At 69.8% G+C, this 17,398-nt stretch carries 13 protein-coding genes and 1 pseudogene; 5 read left to right on the top strand and 9 right to left on the bottom strand.

Annotation, left to right across the window (positions count from 1 at the left end):
- Positions 1-37: 37 nt before the first annotated feature.
- Positions 38-1,099, bottom strand: coding sequence for an alpha/beta fold hydrolase (locus tag ACWGJ2_RS07825; RefSeq protein WP_453345096.1), 1,062 nt, complete (start codon positions 1,097-1,099; stop codon positions 38-40).
- A gap of 98 nt (positions 1,100-1,197) precedes the next feature.
- On the bottom strand, positions 1,198-2,658 hold the full coding sequence (argH, locus tag ACWGJ2_RS07820) for an argininosuccinate lyase (RefSeq protein ID WP_453345095.1): 1,461 nt from the start codon (positions 2,656-2,658) through the stop codon (positions 1,198-1,200).
- 194 nt (positions 2,659-2,852) lie between these two features.
- Here argH and ACWGJ2_RS07815 point away from each other — a divergent pair, with 194 nt between their 5' ends.
- A complete protein-coding gene (locus ACWGJ2_RS07815; protein WP_453345094.1) occupies positions 2,853-3,170 on the top strand; it encodes a hypothetical protein in 318 nt (105 codons plus the stop codon).
- Between the two features lie 103 nt (positions 3,171-3,273).
- On the opposite strand, the gene ACWGJ2_RS07810 is transcribed toward ACWGJ2_RS07815, so the two are convergent.
- Positions 3,274-3,645, bottom strand: a complete 372-nt coding sequence (locus ACWGJ2_RS07810) for a DUF488 domain-containing protein (protein ID WP_453345093.1) — start codon at positions 3,643-3,645, stop codon at positions 3,274-3,276.
- An 86-nt stretch (positions 3,646-3,731) separates the two neighbouring features.
- Between ACWGJ2_RS07810 and ACWGJ2_RS07805 the strand changes: the two genes are divergently transcribed.
- A complete protein-coding gene (locus ACWGJ2_RS07805; RefSeq protein WP_453345092.1) occupies positions 3,732-4,316 on the top strand; it encodes a pyridoxamine 5'-phosphate oxidase family protein in 585 nt (194 codons plus the stop codon).
- Between the two features lie 147 nt (positions 4,317-4,463).
- On the top strand, positions 4,464-5,438 hold the full coding sequence (locus ACWGJ2_RS07800) for a bile acid:sodium symporter family protein (protein WP_453345091.1): 975 nt from the start codon (positions 4,464-4,466) through the stop codon (positions 5,436-5,438).
- Positions 5,439-5,659: 221 nt separating this feature from the next.
- On the opposite strand, the gene ACWGJ2_RS07795 is transcribed toward ACWGJ2_RS07800, so the two are convergent.
- From ACWGJ2_RS07795 to argC, 5 genes are all read right to left on the bottom strand, one after another.
- Positions 5,660-6,250: an arginine repressor gene (locus tag ACWGJ2_RS07795; RefSeq protein WP_453345090.1), complete on the bottom strand. Its 591-nt coding sequence runs from the start codon at positions 6,248-6,250 to the stop codon at positions 5,660-5,662.
- Positions 6,247-7,473 (bottom strand): acetylornithine transaminase, encoded by a 1,227-nt coding sequence (locus ACWGJ2_RS07790; RefSeq protein WP_453345089.1) that lies wholly within the window; start codon positions 7,471-7,473, stop codon positions 6,247-6,249. The genes ACWGJ2_RS07795 and ACWGJ2_RS07790 overlap by 4 nt, the downstream gene beginning before the upstream one ends.
- Positions 7,470-8,447 carry an acetylglutamate kinase gene (gene argB / locus ACWGJ2_RS07785; protein WP_453345088.1) on the bottom strand — a complete coding sequence of 326 codons (978 nt, stop codon included), beginning with the start codon at positions 8,445-8,447 and terminating at the stop codon, positions 7,470-7,472. The genes ACWGJ2_RS07790 and argB overlap by 4 nt, the downstream gene beginning before the upstream one ends.
- Positions 8,444-9,595: a bifunctional glutamate N-acetyltransferase/amino-acid acetyltransferase ArgJ gene (argJ, locus tag ACWGJ2_RS07780; RefSeq protein ID WP_453345087.1), complete on the bottom strand. Its 1,152-nt coding sequence runs from the start codon at positions 9,593-9,595 to the stop codon at positions 8,444-8,446. Before argJ ends, argB begins: the two co-directional genes overlap by 4 nt.
- A 142-nt stretch (positions 9,596-9,737) precedes the next feature.
- Positions 9,738-10,766 carry an N-acetyl-gamma-glutamyl-phosphate reductase gene (gene argC / locus ACWGJ2_RS07775; protein ID WP_453345086.1) on the bottom strand — a complete coding sequence of 343 codons (1,029 nt, stop codon included), beginning with the start codon at positions 10,764-10,766 and terminating at the stop codon, positions 9,738-9,740.
- A gap of 261 nt (positions 10,767-11,027) precedes the next feature.
- Here argC and ACWGJ2_RS07770 point away from each other — a divergent pair.
- A pseudogene (locus tag ACWGJ2_RS07770) lies at positions 11,028-12,006 on the top strand (IS256 family transposase); the annotation flags it as partial.
- A gap of 505 nt (positions 12,007-12,511) precedes the next feature.
- Entirely contained in the window at positions 12,512-16,243 is a 3,732-nt protein-coding gene (locus ACWGJ2_RS07765) for a KAP family P-loop NTPase fold protein (RefSeq protein WP_453345085.1), read from the top strand.
- A 296-nt stretch (positions 16,244-16,539) separates the two neighbouring features.
- On the opposite strand, the gene ACWGJ2_RS07760 is transcribed toward ACWGJ2_RS07765, so the two are convergent.
- Positions 16,540-17,349 carry a phytanoyl-CoA dioxygenase family protein gene (locus ACWGJ2_RS07760; protein WP_453345084.1) on the bottom strand — a complete coding sequence of 270 codons (810 nt, stop codon included), beginning with the start codon at positions 17,347-17,349 and terminating at the stop codon, positions 16,540-16,542.
- Positions 17,350-17,398 lie beyond the last annotated feature (49 nt).

The following is a 17,398-nucleotide window of genomic DNA, read 5'->3' as shown; positions in this document are numbered from 1 at the left end:
AGGGCGCCCCGAGGATGACCGGGGCGGCCTCGTTCACTCACCCACGCCAGGCGCAGCTCCCCACTCCGGCGCCCTTCTCGATCAGCCGCTCAGCCGTCTCCGCGCTGGGCACCCTGGTCTTCCCGCCCACGCAGACGGCCGTGCGGTCCGCGTACCCGGCGAGGTCCAGCAGGATCTGGTCCCAGTGCCGGTATTGCACGTCGTGCCCGGAGTCCTCGTAGCGGCGGACGGTCGGCTCGCCCGGCAGCTTCTCGCTCCACAGCTTCTGTGCGGAGGGCGGCACGGTGGTGTCCTGCATGCCGGTGTAGACGTACGCGGGCCCCGCGAACCCCGAGAGGTCGGGGCCAGGGCGCCGGCAGTAGAGCCGCTGCTCGTGGACCTGCGCCGAGGGGTCGCCCTTCTGGCCCCGCAGGTAGTACGAGCGGGCGCCGTCCTCCTCGGCGTTGTCGGTGAAGCCGGGGATGTCCGCGACGGGGCTGTCCTTGCCGAAGGCCCACCACTCGCGCGGGTCGCGGATCTGCTCGGCGACCTGCGCGCGCTGCTCGTCCTCGCCGAGGCCGCAGAAGGACGAGGTGGGCCCGTAGGGCGGCGAGGCGGCGGCGAGATGGAGCGCGGAGACCCGCTCGGGGCGCTCTGCCGCGAAGTGCGCGGCGTAGGGGCCGCCGCCGGAGATGGCGATCACGGGGGCCTTCTCGACGCCGAGTTCGTCGAGCACGGCCGCCACGTCGCGGGTGTAGTCGGCGAAGCCGAGCGACCCGTCGTACTCGGTGTCCCCGAAGCCGTTGCGCTCGACGGAGATGAGTCTCAGCTTGAGATTCTCGCGGGTGGTGCGCAGGAAGTCCGTCATCCCGGAGGCACGCGCCGTGGTCCCGGTGCCGCCCATGAACAGTACGGGCTTGGCGTCCTGTTCGCCGGTGTCGCTGAAGTGGACGGTGCGGCCGTCGCGGCGTATCTCGTGCATCGGCGAGCCGAGCGGGTCGAACGCGTCCTGGACGACGGGCTCGGGGCGCTTGTCGGCGACGGCCGAGGTGACCGAGGACCCGGTGACGCCGATGGCTCCGAGCACGAGGGCGGCTACGACGAATGATGCCTTTTTCATTTCTGGTGTCTCCAAGGTGTGATCGTGCGCATGATCACCTGCCCCGGACACCGCCCACCATGCCGCGCCGCCCCGTCAACCGCCGCGCGCCCGCGCCGTCAGGCGCGGCGCCGCACGAGCGGCAGTGCCGCCCACTCCCGCTGGTGCGCCAGGTCCGACTTGATCTCCGCGAGCTGTACGGCGACCGCCGAGGGCGCCGTGCCGCCGCGCCCGTCCCGGGAGGCCAGCGCGCCGGGGACATCGAGGACCGTGCGGACCTCGGGCGTCAGATGCGGGGAGATCTCGGCGAACTGCGCGTCGGTGAGCTGGTCCAGCTCGATCCCCTCGCGCTCGCAGACCTTCACACACTCGCCCGCGACCTCGTGCGCCACCCGGAACGGCACGCCCTGCTTCACCAGCCACTCGGCCACGTCCGTGGCCAGCGAGAAGCCGGCGGGCGCGAGTTCGGCCATCCGCTCGCGGTTGACCGTCAGCGTCGCCATCATCCCCGTGAAGGCGGGCAGCAGGATCTCCAACTGGTCGCAGGAGTCGAAGACGGGCTCCTTGTCCTCCTGGAGGTCGCGGTTGTACGCGAGCGGCAGCGCCTTGAGCGTGGCCAGCAGCCCCGTGAGGTTGCCGATCAGCCGCCCGGACTTGCCGCGGGCCAGCTCCGCGATGTCCGGGTTCTTCTTCTGCGGCATGATCGACGAACCGGTGGAGAACGCGTCGTGGAGGGTGACGAAGGAGAACTCCTTCGTGTTCCAGAGGATGATCTCCTCGGCGATCTTCGAGAGGTCGACCCCGATCATCGCCGTGACGAAGGCGAACTCGGCGACGAAGTCCCGCGAGGCCGTCCCATCGATGGAGTTGGCCGCGGAACCGTACTCGAAGCCGAGGTCGGCGGCGACGGCCTCCGGGTCGAGCCCGAGCGAGGAACCGGCGAGCGCGCCAGAGCCGTACGGCGAGACCGCGGTGCGCGTGTCCCACTGCCGCAGCCGCTCGGCGTCCCGGCCCAGCGCCTGCGCGTGCGCGAGCACATGGTGCGCGAACAGCACCGGCTGCGCGTGCTGGAGGTGGGTGCGCCCCGGCATCGCGACGTCGGGGTGCGCCTCGGCCAGCCCGACCAGCGCCTCCTGGAGCTCCGTGAGCAGCCCGCCGATCAACCGGGCGTGGTCCCGAAGGTACATGCGGAAGAGGGTCGCGACCTGGTCGTTGCGCGACCGGCCCGCGCGCAGCTTGCCGCCGAGGTCAGGGCCGAGCCGCTCCAGCAGGCCGCGCTCCAGGGCCGTGTGCACGTCCTCGTCGGCGATGGTGCCGGTGAAGGAGCCGTCGGCCACGTCCTGTTCGAGCTGGTCGAGACCGGCCAGCATCCGCTCCAGCTCGTCGGCGGTGAGCAGCCCGGCCTTGTGCAGCACGCGCGCGTGCGCGCGGGAGCCCGCGATGTCGTACGGGGCGAGCCGCCAGTCGAAGTGGACGGAGGCCGAGAGCTTGGCCAGCGCCTCGGAAGGACCGTCGGCGAACCGCCCGCCCCACAGCCGTACGTCGTCGCCGCCGCCGGAGGTCTGCGGGTCCTGGGTCATCGGGTGCTCCTTGCGGGTGCGTGCTGGAAGGGGCGTCAGGGCGCTGAACGCGACAGGGCATAAGTATGCATTCCCCTGCATGTTTCGTCAACGCGCTCCCCGGCTGGCGCGCGGGGAGAGGGTGATCACACTGGACAGGGAGGCCGCAACAGAGGTTTCTCACGCCGTCTCCCACGCCACAGGAGGTCACAGGCATGACTGGACAGGACCTGCCGCTGCCCGACTACGACGAGCTGCCCGCCGCGAGCATCGAGCACCGCGTCAGGCCGCTGTCCCGGGAGGACGTGAACCGGCTGCTGGAACACGAGCGGGGGCACGCGGGCCGGCCCCAGGTGACCGAGGTGCTCGCGGCCCGGCTGCGCGAGCTGGACCGGGGCGCCGAGCCGACCCCGGGCGACGCGGAGGGCGCCAGGCCCGACCGCCCCGAGCCCGGCAGGGGCGGCTCCCCCGTCTCCCCCGACAGCGCGCGCGAGCCCTCCAAGCCGTTCCGGCACGGCGAACGCGAGATGTGAGGAGACGCGCGAGGTGACACACGAGGTGACACACGAGGTGAAGCGCCACCGGGCACGCCCGGTGGCGCGGCCGGGCCCGGCTGGGCCGACTCCTTTAGACCGCTCAGTCCGCCTCGCCGAGCTGCTCGGCGAGCACGCCCGCGTGCCCGTGCGCGAGGTCCTTCGTCGCCGTCAGCAGGGTCAGCGGGCCCCGGCCCGCGCGCTCCCGCAGCCGCCCGAGTGCCTCCTGCCCCGCGGGCCCGGACAGCTCAGCGCGGTAGCGCTCGGCGAACTCCTCGAAGCGGTCCGGGTCGTGCCCGTACCACTCGCGCAGCTCGGTGGACGGCGCGACGTCCTTGTCCCAGGCGTCCAGTTCCGCTTCCGCCTTCGCCAGGCCGCGCGGCCACAGCCGGTCCACCAGCACCCTGACGCCGTCGTCAGCGCCGGGCTCCTCGTACACGCGCCTGACCCGCACCCGCGGGCTCTTCTCGCTCATGCCCCCAGCGTGCAGGGCACGCGCGGAACCCGCACCCCCGAAGCGGCTCGGGCATGGACGGGAGGCGCCCGGCGCATACTCGCGTCATGGGAAAGACCTACACGCGAATAGACCACCGGCTGCGGTCCTTCATCGACGAGCAGCCCGTCTTCTTCACCGCCACGGCCCCGCTGGACGGCGACGGAACCGTCAACCTCTCCCCCAAGGGCCTCACTGGTTCCCTCGCGGTGCTGGACGAGCACACCGTCGCGTACCTCGACTTCGCGGGCAGCAACGCGGAGACCATCGCGCACCTGCGCGAGAACGGCCGCATCACGCTGATGTGGTGCGCCTTCCAGGGGCCGCCCAACATCCTGCGCGTGCACGGGCGCGGTGAGCCCGTCTTCCGCGACGACCCCCGGTTCACGGACCTGCTCGCGCACTTCCCCGGCATCGACCCGTCACGGCACGGGCTGCGCGCGGTCATCGTGGTGAGCGCCGAGCTGATCCGGGACACGTGCGGCTTCGCGGTGCCGTTCATGACGTACGACGAGGACAGGACGCTGCACGGCTCGCGCTTCGCGCGGGAGACGGACGAGACGCTGGACGCGTACTTCCAGAAGAAGGAGCACATCGCCACGAGCATGGACGGGCTGCCGGGGCTGCCGCTCCCGCTGCCGCCCACGCCGTAGGACGAACCGTAGGACGAGCCGTAGGACGAGCCGTAGGTCAACAGGGGGCTCGCGGGACAGCGGGGCGGGCGGCCCGGGAGGCCCCGCCGAGGGCCGCATCGCGAGACGAGTTTGCACAAAGGCCCTCATCAGGCGTTCCATCGCGCGGTGCGAACCGAACAAACGAGCCAAGACTCCAACACCCCAGGTACCCCGGACACCTCCGGCGACGCCCGCTCGGCGCGGCGCGCCGTCACCGTCTTCCCCCTGCTGGTTCTCCTCGCCGGAGCCGCCGGGATGATCAGCCCGGGCACCTTCTCCGGCGGGGCCGAGGCCGTCCCGTATCTGCTGGGCGTGGTCATGTTCTGCATGGGCGTGACCATGACGCCGGAGGACTTCAAGGGCGTGGCCAAGCGCCCGTGGGCGGTCGGGCTCGGCCTCGTCGCGCACTACGTGATCATGCCGGGACTGGGGTGGCTCGTCGCCACGGGGCTGAATCTGTCGCCGCAGCTCGCCGCGGGCGTCATCCTGGTGGGCTGCGCGCCGAGCGGCACCGCGTCCAACGTCGTGACGTACCTCGCCCGAGGCGACGTGGCGCTCTCCGTCTCCGTCGCGACCGTCTCCACCGTGCTGGCCCCGCTCATCACCCCGCCGCTGACGCTGCTGCTCGCGGGCGAGTTCCTGCCCGTCGACGCGGGCTCGATGGTCACCGACATCCTCAAGACCGTGCTGCTGCCGGTACTCGCGGGGCTGGTCGTGCGGCTGCTCGCCGGCCGGTATGTGACCAAGGCGCTGCCCGTGCTGCCGTGGCTGTCAGCGCTGACCATCTCGGTGATCGTCACCGTGGTGGTCGCGGGCAGCGCGGACGCCATCAAGTCGGCCGCCGGGATGGTGTTCCTGGCCGTGGTGCTGCACAACGGGCTGGGGCTCGCGCTGGGCTACGGCGCGGGACGGATCAGCCGCCTGGGCGAACCGGCCAGCCGCGCGATGGCCTTCGAGGTCGGCATGCAGAACTCCGGGCTCGCCGCGTCGCTCGCCACGGCCCACTTCAGCCCGCTGGCCGCGCTCCCCGCCGCCGTCTTCTCGGTCTGGCACAACATCTCGGGCGCGCTGGCCGCGGCGTGGTTCTCGCGCAAGCGCTGACCGGGCCATGAGCCGGGGGGGGCGGTGGTGCCCGGCGTCCTCTCGGCCGCCGGGCACCGGCCGCCGGTAGCGGGCCGCTGACCAGCGTCGACGACGGCACGGCACGAGACCGCACGTCACACGACGCAGCACAGCGACGTACGGCGCGAGACCGCACACGGGCGCGCGTGACCGTACGTCGCGCGACGCCACACGGCGCGAGGGCGCGCCGTCACCGGCCGCTACCGCTCGTTCTGCGCCAGGCTCAGCAGGTGCTCGGCCAGGGACCGGCCGCCGTCCGGGTCGCGGCTGATCAGCAGCAGCGTGTCGTCGCCCGCGATCGTGCCGAGGATCGCGTGCAGCTCGGCCTGGTCGATGGCCGAGGCCAGGAACTGTGCCGCGCCCGGCGGGGTGCGCAGGACGACGAGGTTGGCAGACGCCTCGGCCGAGATGAGCAGCTCGCCGGAGAGGCGGCGCATCCGCTCCTCCTTCGCCGACTCGCCGAGCGGCGCCTGCGGGGTGCGGAAGCCGCCCTCGCTGGGCACCGCGTAGATCAGCTCGCCGCCCGTATTGCGGATCTTGACGGCGCCCAGCTCGTCCAGGTCGCGCGAGAGCGTGGCCTGGGTGACGGTCAGACCGTCGTCGGCGAGGAGCTTGGCGAGCTGGCTCTGGGAGCGGACGGGCTGGCGGTTGAGGATGTCGACTATCCGGCGGTGCCGTGCCATGCGCGTCTGCGGCACGGCCTGGCCCGCCTGGTGTCCGTTCCCCGCCTCCGGATCGGTGTCCGTGTTCGCGTCCGGCTCGGGTCCTCGGCCGCTCTCCCCGCTCGTCATCCCCGTTCCCCTTCGGCTTGTCGGTCTCCGTCGGCGGCCGCGTCGAGGATGCCCGGCAGGGCGCGCACGAGCGCGTCCACCTCGTCCTCGCCGATGATCAGCGGGGGCGCGAGCCGGACGACGCCGGGCGCGACCGCGTTCACCAGGAAGCCCTCGTCCTGAGCCACCTGCTGCACCCTTGGTGCGACGGGTTCGGTGAGCACGATACCCAGCAGCAGCCCCGCACCGCGGACATGGTCCACGAGCGGGTGTCCGAGCGCCGTGACCGCTTCGCGGAGCCGGGCGCCCATGCGCTTGACGTGTGCCAGCAGATCCTCGTCCGCGATCGTCTCCAGCACGGCCAGCCCGGCCGCGCAGGAGACGGGGTTGCCGCCGAAGGTCGTGCCGTGCTGGCCGGGGGTGAACAGCTCGGCCGCCTCGCCGAAGGCGAGGGTGGCGCCGATGGGCAGCCCGCCGCCCAGGCCCTTGGCCAGGGTGACGACATCGGGCTCGACGCCCTGCGCCTGGCAGGCGAACCAGTGGCCCGTGCGGCCGATGCCGGTCTGGATCTCGTCGACGACGAGCAGCGTGCCCGTCGCCCGGGTGATCTCGCGGGCAGCCGCGAGATAGCCCTCCGGCGGGACGACGACGCCGTTCTCACCCTGGACCGGCTCGACGATGAACAGCGCGGTCTCCTCGGTGACCGCGGCGCGCAGTGCCTCGACGTCGCCGTAGGGGACGTGGGTGACCTCGCCGGGCAGCGGCGCGAAGGGTGCCTGCTTGCCGGGCTGACCCGTCAGTGCCAGGGCGCCCATGGTGCGGCCGTGGAAGCCGCCGTCGGTCGCGACCATGTGGGTACGGCCCGTGCGGCGGCCGATCTTGAAGGCGGCCTCGACCGCCTCCGCACCCGAGTTGGAGAAGAAGACCCGGCCCTGCCGCCCGGCCAGCTCCAGCAGCCGTTCGGCGAGGAGGACCGGGGGCTCGGCGATGAAGAGGTTGGAGACATGGCCGAGGGTGGCGACCTGGTCCGAGACGGCGCGGACCACCGCGGGGTGCGCGGTGCCCAGCGCGTTCACGGCGATGCCGCCGACGAAGTCGGTGTAGGACTTGCCCTGCGCGTCCCAGAAGGTGGCGCCCTCGCCGTGGGTGAGGGGGACGCGGGGGGTGCCGTAGTTGTCCATCAGTGTGGACTGCCAGCGGCGCGTGAGCGCCGCGTTGGCGCCGGTTCCGGTGGTCGTGTTCATGCCGCCTCGTCCCCCTCGTTCGTGTCGGCCTCGCCCGGCCCGGCCTTGTCGGGCCCGGTTTTGCCGGGCACTGCCTCGTCGGTCTTGTCCGGCACGACCATCGTGCCGATCCCCTCGTCGGTGAAGATCTCCAGCAGGATGGAGTGCGGGACGCGCCCGTCGAGGACGCGTGCCGTCCGTACGCCGTTGCGCACCGCGTACAGGCAGCCCTCCATCTTGGGCACCATGCCGCTGGCCAGGCCAGGCAGCAGCTTCTCCAGCTCGGTGGCCGTCAGCTCGCTGATCACGTCGTCGCTGCTGGGCCAGTCCGCGTACAGGCCCTCGACGTCGGTGAGGACCATCAGCGTCTCGGCGCCCAGGCCCGCGGCGAGCGCGGCGGCGGCCGTGTCGGCGTTGACGTTGTAGACGCCCGTGTCCCCCTCGTCGGCGCTGCGCGCGATGGAGGAGACGACGGGGATGCGTCCGTCGTCGAGCAGCGCCTGTATGGCGCCGGTCTCGATGGAGGCGATCTCGCCGACCCGGCCGATGTCCACCCGCTCGCCGTCGATGTCCGCGTAGTGCTGGGTGGCCGCCATGATGTGCGCGTCCTCGCCGGTCATGCCGACGGCGAGGGGGCCGTGCTGGTTGAGCAGGTTGACCAGCTCGCGCTGGACCTGCCCGGCCAGGACCATCCGTACGACGTCCATCGTCTCGGTGGTGGTCACCCGCAGCCCGGCCTTGAACTCCGACTCCAGGCCCAGCTTCTCCAGTTGCGCGCTGATCTGCGGGCCGCCGCCGTGCACGACGACCGGGCGCAGCCCGGCGTGCCGCAGGAAGACCACGTCCTGCGCGAAGGCGGACTTGAGGTCCTCGTCGACCATGGCGTTGCCGCCGAACTTGATGACGACGGTCTTGCCGTTGTGCCGCGTCAGCCAGGGCAACGCCTCGATGAGGGTGCGGGCCTTGGGGAGGGCGGTGTGTTTGCGTGTGCTCATGAGCTGTACGCGCTGTTCTCGTGGACGTAGTCGGCGGTGAGGTCGTTCGTCCAGATGACGGCGGACTCGGACCCGGCGGCCAGGTCTGCGGTGATGCGGACCTCGCGGAAGCGCATGTCCACCAGCTCGCGGTCCTCGCCGACGGAGCCGTCCTTGCAGACCCAGACGCCGTTGATGGCGACGTTCAGCTTGTCGGGCTCGAAGGCGGCCGACGTCGTGCCGATCGCGGAGAGGACCCGCCCCCAGTTCGGGTCCTCTCCGTGCAGGGCGCACTTGAGGAGGTTGTTGCGGGCGATGGAGCGCCCCGCCTCCACGGCGTCCTCCTCGCTGGCCGCGCCCACGACCTCGACGCGGATGTCCTTGGAGGCGCCCTCCGCGTCGCGGATGAGCTGCTGGCCGAGGTCGTCGCAGACCGTGCGGACGGCCTCGGCGAACTCCGCGTACTCAGGGGTGACCCCGGAAGCCCCGGAGGACAGCAGCAGCACCGTGTCGTTGGTGGACATGCAGCCGTCCGAGTCGATCCGGTCGAAGGTCGTACGGGTGGCGGCGCGCAGCGCCCGGTCCAGCTCCGGCTGGTCCAGCTCGGCATCCGTGGTCAGCACGACGAGCATGGTGGCCAGCCCCGGCGCCAGCATGCCCGCGCCCTTGGCCATGCCGCCGACGGTCCATCCCGCGCCCTCGGCCACGGCGGTCTTGTGCACGGTGTCGGTGGTCTTGATGGCGATGGCCGCCTTCTCGCCGCCGTGCGCGGAGAGCGCGGCGACGGCCTTGTCCACGCCGGGCAGCAGCTTGTCCATGGGCAGCCGGGTGCCGATCAGCCCCGTGGAGGCGACGGCGACCTCGCCCGCGCTGTGCCCCAGCGCCTCGGCGGCCTTCTCGGCGGTGGCGTGGGTGTCCTGGAAGCCGGGGGCTCCGGTGCAGGCGTTGGCGCCGCCCGAGTTGAGGACCACGGCGGAGACCTGGCCGCCCTTGAGCACCTGCTCCGACCACAGGACCGGCGCCGCCTTGACGCGGTTGCTGGTGAAGACGCCCGCTGCGGCACGGCGCGGCCCGTTGTTGACGACGAGGGCGAGGTCCGCCCCGCCGCTGTCCTTGATCCCGGCCGCGATGCCCGCCGCCGTGAATCCCTTCGCCGCTGTCACGCTCACTGTGCTTCTCCGTTCGCTGCTCCGGCCGCGACTGCTCCGGCCGCGGGGTGCGGCGGTACAAGGCCGCTCGTCGTACGGGTGCCGTCGGACACGGGGGTGCCTCCGGACATGGGGGCGCCGCTGTGCACGGGGGTGCCGGTGTTCACGGGGCGACCCCGACCGTGGGGAGGCCCAGGCCCTCGGGGAGGCCGAGGGCGAGGTTCATGCTCTGCACCGCGCCGCCCGCCGTGCCCTTGGTGAGGTTGTCGACGGCGCTGATGACGATGAGGCGTCCCGCGTCCTCGTCGTACGCGACCTGGAGGTGAACGCTGTTGGAGCCCTGCACCGAGGCCGTCGCCGGCCACTGGCCCTCGGGGAGCAGGGTGACGAAGGGCTCGTCCTGGTACGCCTTCTCGTACGCGGCCCGCAGGCTCTCCCCCGTCACGCCGGGCCTGGCCTTGGCGCTGCACGTGGCGAGGATGCCGCGGGACATGGGCGCGAGGGTCGGGGTGAAGGAGACGCTGACCCGCTCCCCGGCCGCGGCGGAGAGGTTCTGGCTCATCTCCGGGGTGTGCCGGTGCACGCCGCCGACGCCGTACGGGCTCATCGAGCCCATGACCTCGCTGCCCAGCAGATGCGGCTTGAGCGACTTGCCGGCGCCCGACGTGCCCGTCGCCGCGACCACCACGGCCTCGGGCTCGGCGAGCCCGGCCCCGTAGGCGGGGAAGAGCGCGAGCGAGACGGCGGTGGGATAGCAGCCGGGGACCGCGACCCGCTTGGACCCCTGGAGCGCGGCGCGGGCCCCGGGCAGCTCGGGGAGGCCGTACGGCCAGGCCCCGGCGTGCGGGCTGCCGTAGAACTTCTCCCAGTCGGCCGCGTCCGTGAGCCGGAAGTCCGCGCCGCAGTCCACGACGAGCACCCCGTCGCCCAGCTCCTCGGCGACGGCCGCCGACTGCCCGTGCGGCAGCGCGAGGAAGACGACGTCGTGCCCGGCGAGGGCCTGCGTGGTGGTCGGCTCCAGCACGCGGTCGGCGTAAGGCGTGAGGTGCGGCTGGAGCGCGCCGAGGCGCTGGCCCGCGTTGGAGTTCCCCGTCAGGGCCCCGACCTCGACCTCCGGATGCCCCGCCAGCAGGCGCAGCACCTCACCCCCCGCGTAGCCACTGGCTCCCGCTACCGCTGCTCGCACTGCCATCGAACCCTCCTCGTCGATGGCATGACTATACGTAGTGCAACAGTTTTATGCAACGAGGGGCGCGAGGGGCACCTGAGAGTCTGTTGTAACCGAGACTTCTAGTTGGCACACGAGCGCGCTAGTTGGCGAATCTTAATCACGATCCCGTAACACTGCGTTGCGATCAGTAACGGAGAAACACTGCGTTGCGATCAGTAACGGAGAACGCCCCTCCGTGTCGGCCGGCGGCGCCGTTGTGGGCACGTGGGCCAGACGGAATGGAACGAGCGGACCGAGTCCCGTACCGGCCACCGGGACAAGAACGCTGACCACACAGGCCGGCGACCTGGGCCTGGAGATCCCCAAGCTGCGGACCGGGACCTTCTTCCCCAGCCTGCTGGAGCGTCGGCGCCGTATCGACCAGACCCTCTACGCCGTCATCATGGAGGCGTACGTGCACAGCGTGTCCACCCGCAGCATGGATGACCTGGCCAAGGCCCTGGACGGGGACAGCGGGATCACCAAGAGCGAGGTCCCGCGGATCTGCGCCGCCCTGGACGAGGCACTGACCGCCTTCAGGAGCCGCCCGCTGGATCACGCCCGCTTCCTCTACCTCCACCTGAACGCCACGTACTACAAAGTGCGGGTGAACCACCAGATCGTTTCTCAGGCCGTCGTCATTGCCGCCGGGATCACCGAGGACTGCGGACGGGAAGTCCTCGGCCTCATGGTCGGCGACAACGAGACCGAAACGTTCTGGAAGGAGTTCCTGCGCTCCCTGCGCAAGCGAGGCCTCACGGGCGTCCGCCCGGTGATCTCTGACAACCACTCCGGCCTGGTCGCCGCCACCATCCGCACCGTATTCACCCAGCCCATCGCCGAACTCGTGCGCACTCAGCTCGACACCGTCGCCGACATGCTCGGCGGCCAGTTCCCCAAGGTCAGGACGATGCTCCTGGAGGCGAAGGAGGACCTGACCGCGTTCGCGGACCTCCCACCCCGCCACTGGAAGAAGATCCAGTCCACGAACCCGCTGGAGCGCATCAACCGCGAGATCAAGCGCCGCGCCGACATCGTTCAGGTATTCCCCAACCCGCCTGCCCTGGAGCGGCTGACCAGTGCCGCGCTCTTCGAAAAGCATGACGAATGGATCGCCTTCCCGCGCCGCTACATGCCCCAAGGCAGCATGAGTGAGCTCTACCCCGAGCTCCTCGACCGCGCCCCCGCGCTACCCCGCACCACGAACAAGCCGACCGATTGATCCCTTACACCACAACAAGGGACATGACCGCCAGGGTCGCCGACGAAATCTACGTGACCAGGGGGTTCGAGGCAGCGCAAAAGGCCATTTCCCACGCTCTTCATGATCGTTTCCTGTGCACCTGGTCAACGGGGGCTACATCAGATTCGACGGTGAGGCAGCAGCGCATCGTGATCGTCTGGTCCCCGACCACGGTCAGTTGCTCAGTCGCGGCTTGGATCGCCTCCAGAATGAAATCGGCGAGCACGACGGCACTTCTGCGAATGCTCGCGTGGTAGCCGGTCCAGGTGCCGAGTCGGCGGCGTCGCAGTTCGCGCGAGGTATGAGGCCAAAGGCGCAGCGGTCAGCAGGGCATGACCGAAACACCCGGACGCTGATACAGGAACGCCCACAGTTGACTCTCGCCTGCCAGCCGATCGCGGATGTTGAGGGGATCTGTTGTCAGTAGTGCCGTTTATTGTGTTGCCCCGGTGAAGTACCGGTGCAGACCGTGCACTTCAGAAACGTGGGCACAGAGCTCGAGAACGGGGCGGCAGTGGCACAAAGGGACAACAGCCATATGGAGCCGGACGACCTGATCCAGGACCGCGAGGTCGACAACGTTCATGGTGATCGGCTGGCTCACGGTCACATCGCCGAGCAGTTGTACGACGTGGTGCTCTCCGTTCCCACACCGACCAACATCGCTGTATGGGGGCCGTGGGGCAGCGGTAAGTCGGGGGTGGGCAACCTGCTGAAGGCACTGCTTGAAAAGCGGCGGGACGTACGCTTCGTGCGGTTCGACGCCTTCAAGTACGCGGAGAACCCATTGCGGAGGAACTTCATCATCGCGGTCGCCACCGCTCTAGGGATCAAGGACGCGAAGTTCCACGATGAGCTCTACGGCGGTCGGGTCGCCGTAAAGGTTCAGTTCGAGTCGGGCGCCGTGTGGCGCCTCCTGGCGATGTTCGGCTGCCTGTTCGGCGCTGTTGTCGCCTTCTTCGCCGTTGCCATGGCGCTCTTCGCCTGGCTGCGCGGAGGGGATTTCCGGCCGACGTTCGCCGACATGTTGACTGGAGCGCTAAAGGCGGGCCTTGCGCCGGCCGCCCTGCTGACGGCCCTGATGGTCCTGGTCTCGCGGACGCTCACGCGCGAGCACACGACAGAAGCGGCCGATAGCGATGAGCAGTTCGAACAACTCTTCGCCGACCTCGTCGCATGCTCCCAAGTAGAGCGGCTCGTCGTGTTCGTCGATGAGCTGGACCGTTGCAAGCCCTCCGATGTCGTGGCGACGTTGGACGCCTTGCGCACGTTCCTGGGAGCCGATCGCTGCGTCTTCGTCGTCGCCGCCGACCAACAGGTTCTGGAAGAAGCGCTCACACGTGCTCTGGAACAGGCCACGCCCGCAGACGTCGTCAACCCGTACTACAGCAGCGGAAGCGGTTACCTGGACAAGGTGTTCCAGTACCAGCTCAGTCTTCCTCCGTTGCTGGTGCCGAAGGTGACCAACTTCGCCGCTGATCTGGTGCGCGGGCGGGGTGGTGTGTGGGCGGCGGTGGACGTCAATCTGGTGGTGAGTGTTCTCGTGCCTTCGCATGTGCGCAGTCCCCGCCGGGTCAAGGCTCTGTTGAACACCTTCGTCCTTACATACCGTCTGGCTCAGCGGCGGGCCGCGGACGGACTGTTGGAGATCGACGCCGCCGAACGGGTCGAGGAGATTGCCAAACTGGTCTGTCTTCGGGTGGAGTTCCCGCTGTTTGCGAGGGATCTACGGCTCGACCACCGGCTGGGACCCTTCGTGCTGGCGCTCGTTGCCAATTCCGAGGCCGATCTGGGTTTCGGCGTGAGCGAGCAGGTCAAGGAGGCTGCCCGCCGCTACGCGAACCTTGACGGAGCCGTCGACCAGCATCTCAGCGTCTCCGAAGACCTTGACGAGCGCGCGAACGACGAAGGCAGGGACAAGAAGGCGGTCGACGTCCGAAAGCACCACGGCCAGCAACTCGTGGCCTATCTCCGGAAGACACGGAACGTGCCAGGCCCTGGCCGCGACCTGATCTTCATGGAGACCAGCGGCAGCGTGTTCAGGTTGTCCGCCACGGTGGCCGAGACGCTTGAGCAGCAGGCCCAGAACGCCGAGATCGACGCGGTGCTCGCCTCCATCAGCAGCCTTCCGGCCGAGGACCGATCGGCCGCACTGGCTCTGCTCCTCCAGCAGGCGCGAAACGCGATCGGTCTGGAGGAGGAGAACGTCGCCCACGCCGTCCTGGCCGTCTGCTGTGACGAAGCCGTCTCCCTGGACGGCACGGCGGACACCGCGGTCGAGACACTTGCCCCGGTCCTGACGAACTCCCCCCACGCACTTCCGGACGAGATACTGCCCGGGTGCTGGCGGCTAGCACTGGCGAGTGATCGACCGGCAGCGGTCGCAATGCGCACGATCGTCCTACGGCACTCTGCCGTCCGGGACAGTTCCGCCACAGCCGCCATGGTGATGCGCCACGTCGAGCCAGCGCTGGCAGCAGACCTTGCTCTCGTTCAACAGTTGGTGTCGCACCATCTGCTGGGCGAGGAAGAGGACCTGGCCGACATGCTTGTCGAGCTTTCCTCTTCTCAAGCGGCGATCCTCATGGAGCAGGTCGGGCCCCACGCCGTCAAGGAACTTCGGACACTGATCGAGAAGCACGAAGAATGGGAGAGAGCGCAGGAGCAGCCGACAGCTGTCTCATCGGCTCAGTCTCCGGAACCGAAGTCTCCCGCCCAGGCGTTGCGGAGGCTGGAGGAGCTTCTGGGGCACTGGTGCGAGGATAGCCCTGACGCGGCGCACGCCGTCGTGGGACTGCTGCTGGCGCTGAACAGCAGACTGGGCCTGAACATCGTCGAACGGCACGCCGACGTCATCCCCCTCGTGCGGGACACTGCTTTGGCTCGGGCCGTACTCTCAAGCGTTCAGCGGCGCACGATCAGCTCCTGGCCGGCATGGCTGGGTCTGCTGGATCCGCGATCACCCATCGCCGGAATGACCACCGGGTTCGACGCCCCGTTGAAGGAGCTGTGGAGGCTGACCAGCAACCTCCACGACGCCCCGAAGCCCGAGGAGATCGGCCGAGCCGCGGACAGCTTTATGCGGCTCTTCGACGACCAGCCCCCAGGCCGCCATGCGCACATCACGCCATTCGTCCTACCCTCGCTGTCCCGTCCCACGACCGACGAGGAAGCCACGGAGCAGCTCCGGTTGCTCGACGTGCTGCGGCCCCTGGAGAACAGCGGACTACTGGAGCGCGCCTCCTTCCTCCGCCACCAGACCGCAGCTGTCACCGAACTCCTCACCAACGGGGATGACCTTCTGGTTGCGGACGGCAGCGCGATCATGACCTACATCGAGTCCCTCGTTAACGACTGCCTGCGCGACCTGGGTTCTCCCGGTTCCGCCCCGTTGGACTCCGAGGAGGCCCGCGCTCTGGCAATCGCCCTCGACGAAGGGGGCTGGCTGCCTGGGGATGAGCACACTCGTCTGCGGGTCCGCACTCGCCATCTGCTGATGACCGGCGGTGTCGACAGAGACGGTCTTCAGCCGTTGCCGACAGCGGCTGACATGGCCAATCACACCCGCCGCTGTCCCGCCGACTCCGGCGAAACACTGGCCACGTGGATCGCGCTCGAACAGCCTTCGGCACCAGAGCTGTTCAAGACCGTCTCGGCAGGCATGCGACAGTCCTCACCGATGCAGACCGACGCCGCCCTCCTTCAGGCAGTGGCATCCCGGCTGGCTGCTCTGCCCACTCAGGACCAGGCCAGCTTCTGGAGAGATCTGCTGGGAGGCCCGGGCACACGTCTACCGGCACAGACGCTGGTCTCAGCTGGATGGCCGTCGCTCCCGGACGCCCTTACGGCCGAGCTGCTGACCGAGCGGTACCCCCGTGCGTCCAGGAATCCCGACCGCCGCTCCGTGCTCGAATTGTGGGAGACCGCGAATGTCACGAATCCAGCTGCCCGCCGCGACCTGATCCAGGCGATCCTCCTGCCCATGTTGGAGGCCAATCAGGGATCCGCCGAATTCGCCCTCCAGTACCTGCCACAGCTGATGGAGTCCGTCCCCAAGGGGATGCGGAAGACCGTGCGCGAGGCCGTCGAAGCCAGCGGCGAGAAGTGGCGCAACCTTGAGGAACGCGGTGTCAAAGCACTGACGGCTGTCGGCTACCGCACCGAGCGCATCGGTCTGCTGAGAACCCGCCGCATCAGCCGCAAGGACGACGACTGAGAGGACAAAGAGAGCCGATCGCCTCCGATACTGCCTCGTACAGCACAGGCGGGAGCGGGCCGCTCGCCTCTCCCACGACACGGAGTCCAGCACTCTGGCCCCAACCTTTCAGTCATCCCCGCTGACGCCGGAGCACCTACAACCTTACTCACGCAGAGTGACCATCCTCTGGCAAGATTTGCCAACTATCCCTCTCATGATTCGTCAACAAGAAGTCTCCACTCGCTCCCGACCTGCGCCTCTCAGAACCATGATTCGCCAACCAAAGTTCTCGGTCACACCTGTGACTGAGCGCGCTAATCGGCGGGTCCGGCGTCCTCCCCGCCAGGACCGGAGGTGGCCCGTCCCAGGCCCCGGCGGATCGTGGTCTCTACGGGTGAGTACGCGCCGTCGGCCCGCTCCAGTTCGTACGGCGCTGCCGGCATCAGCGGCGGCTGGGCCATGAAGCGCGGTCGCGCCCCGTGGTGCGGCTGCGCCGCGTGCACCAGGAACGGATGGCACAGGAAGACGTCACCCGGCGAACCGGTGGCGAGGGCGAGCGGCCGGTGGGCGGATGCCGCTACGAGGTCCGACGCGATGGCCAGACCGCTCGCGCCCTCCTCCCCGTACAACTCCAACACCTTCGGCACGTCGAGGTGGGAGCCGACCCGGATCCGGGTCGGGGCGTCCTCTTCCCCCACCTCGCTGAACAGAAAAAGCATCAGCAGGGCCCGGCCGTGTGAGCGGAGATTGGTGAAAGGCCAGGTCTCGCCCTCCACCGCATAGCTGCCCTCGATGTGCCAGCCCGCGTCATCGGGCTCCTCCTCGTGCGGAAAGCGCAGCGGGAAGGTGCCGAGCGAGTAGCGCTGCTCCCAGCGCCCGGCGCCGACCAGCAGGTCGTACGCCCGGTGCAGAGCCGGGGAGTTGGGTGCGGCGGCGAACGGTCCCTGTGCCATCCCGCCGACCCAGTGCACGGGCCGCGTCCACGTCTCCGGGTCGTCCGGGTCGCAGCCCGTCTCCCGCCACAGCAGCCGCGCACAGCTCGCGGCCACGCGGGGCGCGACGGCGCCCTCCAGCTTGACGAAGCCGTCGCGGAGGAAGCGGGATACCAAGGTCGTGTCGTCCATGCCCCTATCGTGCGGCGCCGCCCCTCCCGGTCACCCGACACTTTCCGCA

The organism is Streptomyces sp. NPDC054796, assembly GCF_053611545.1.
The sequence above is the reverse complement of the archived record's forward strand: the minus strand, read 5'-3'. Positions and strand labels throughout refer to the sequence as shown.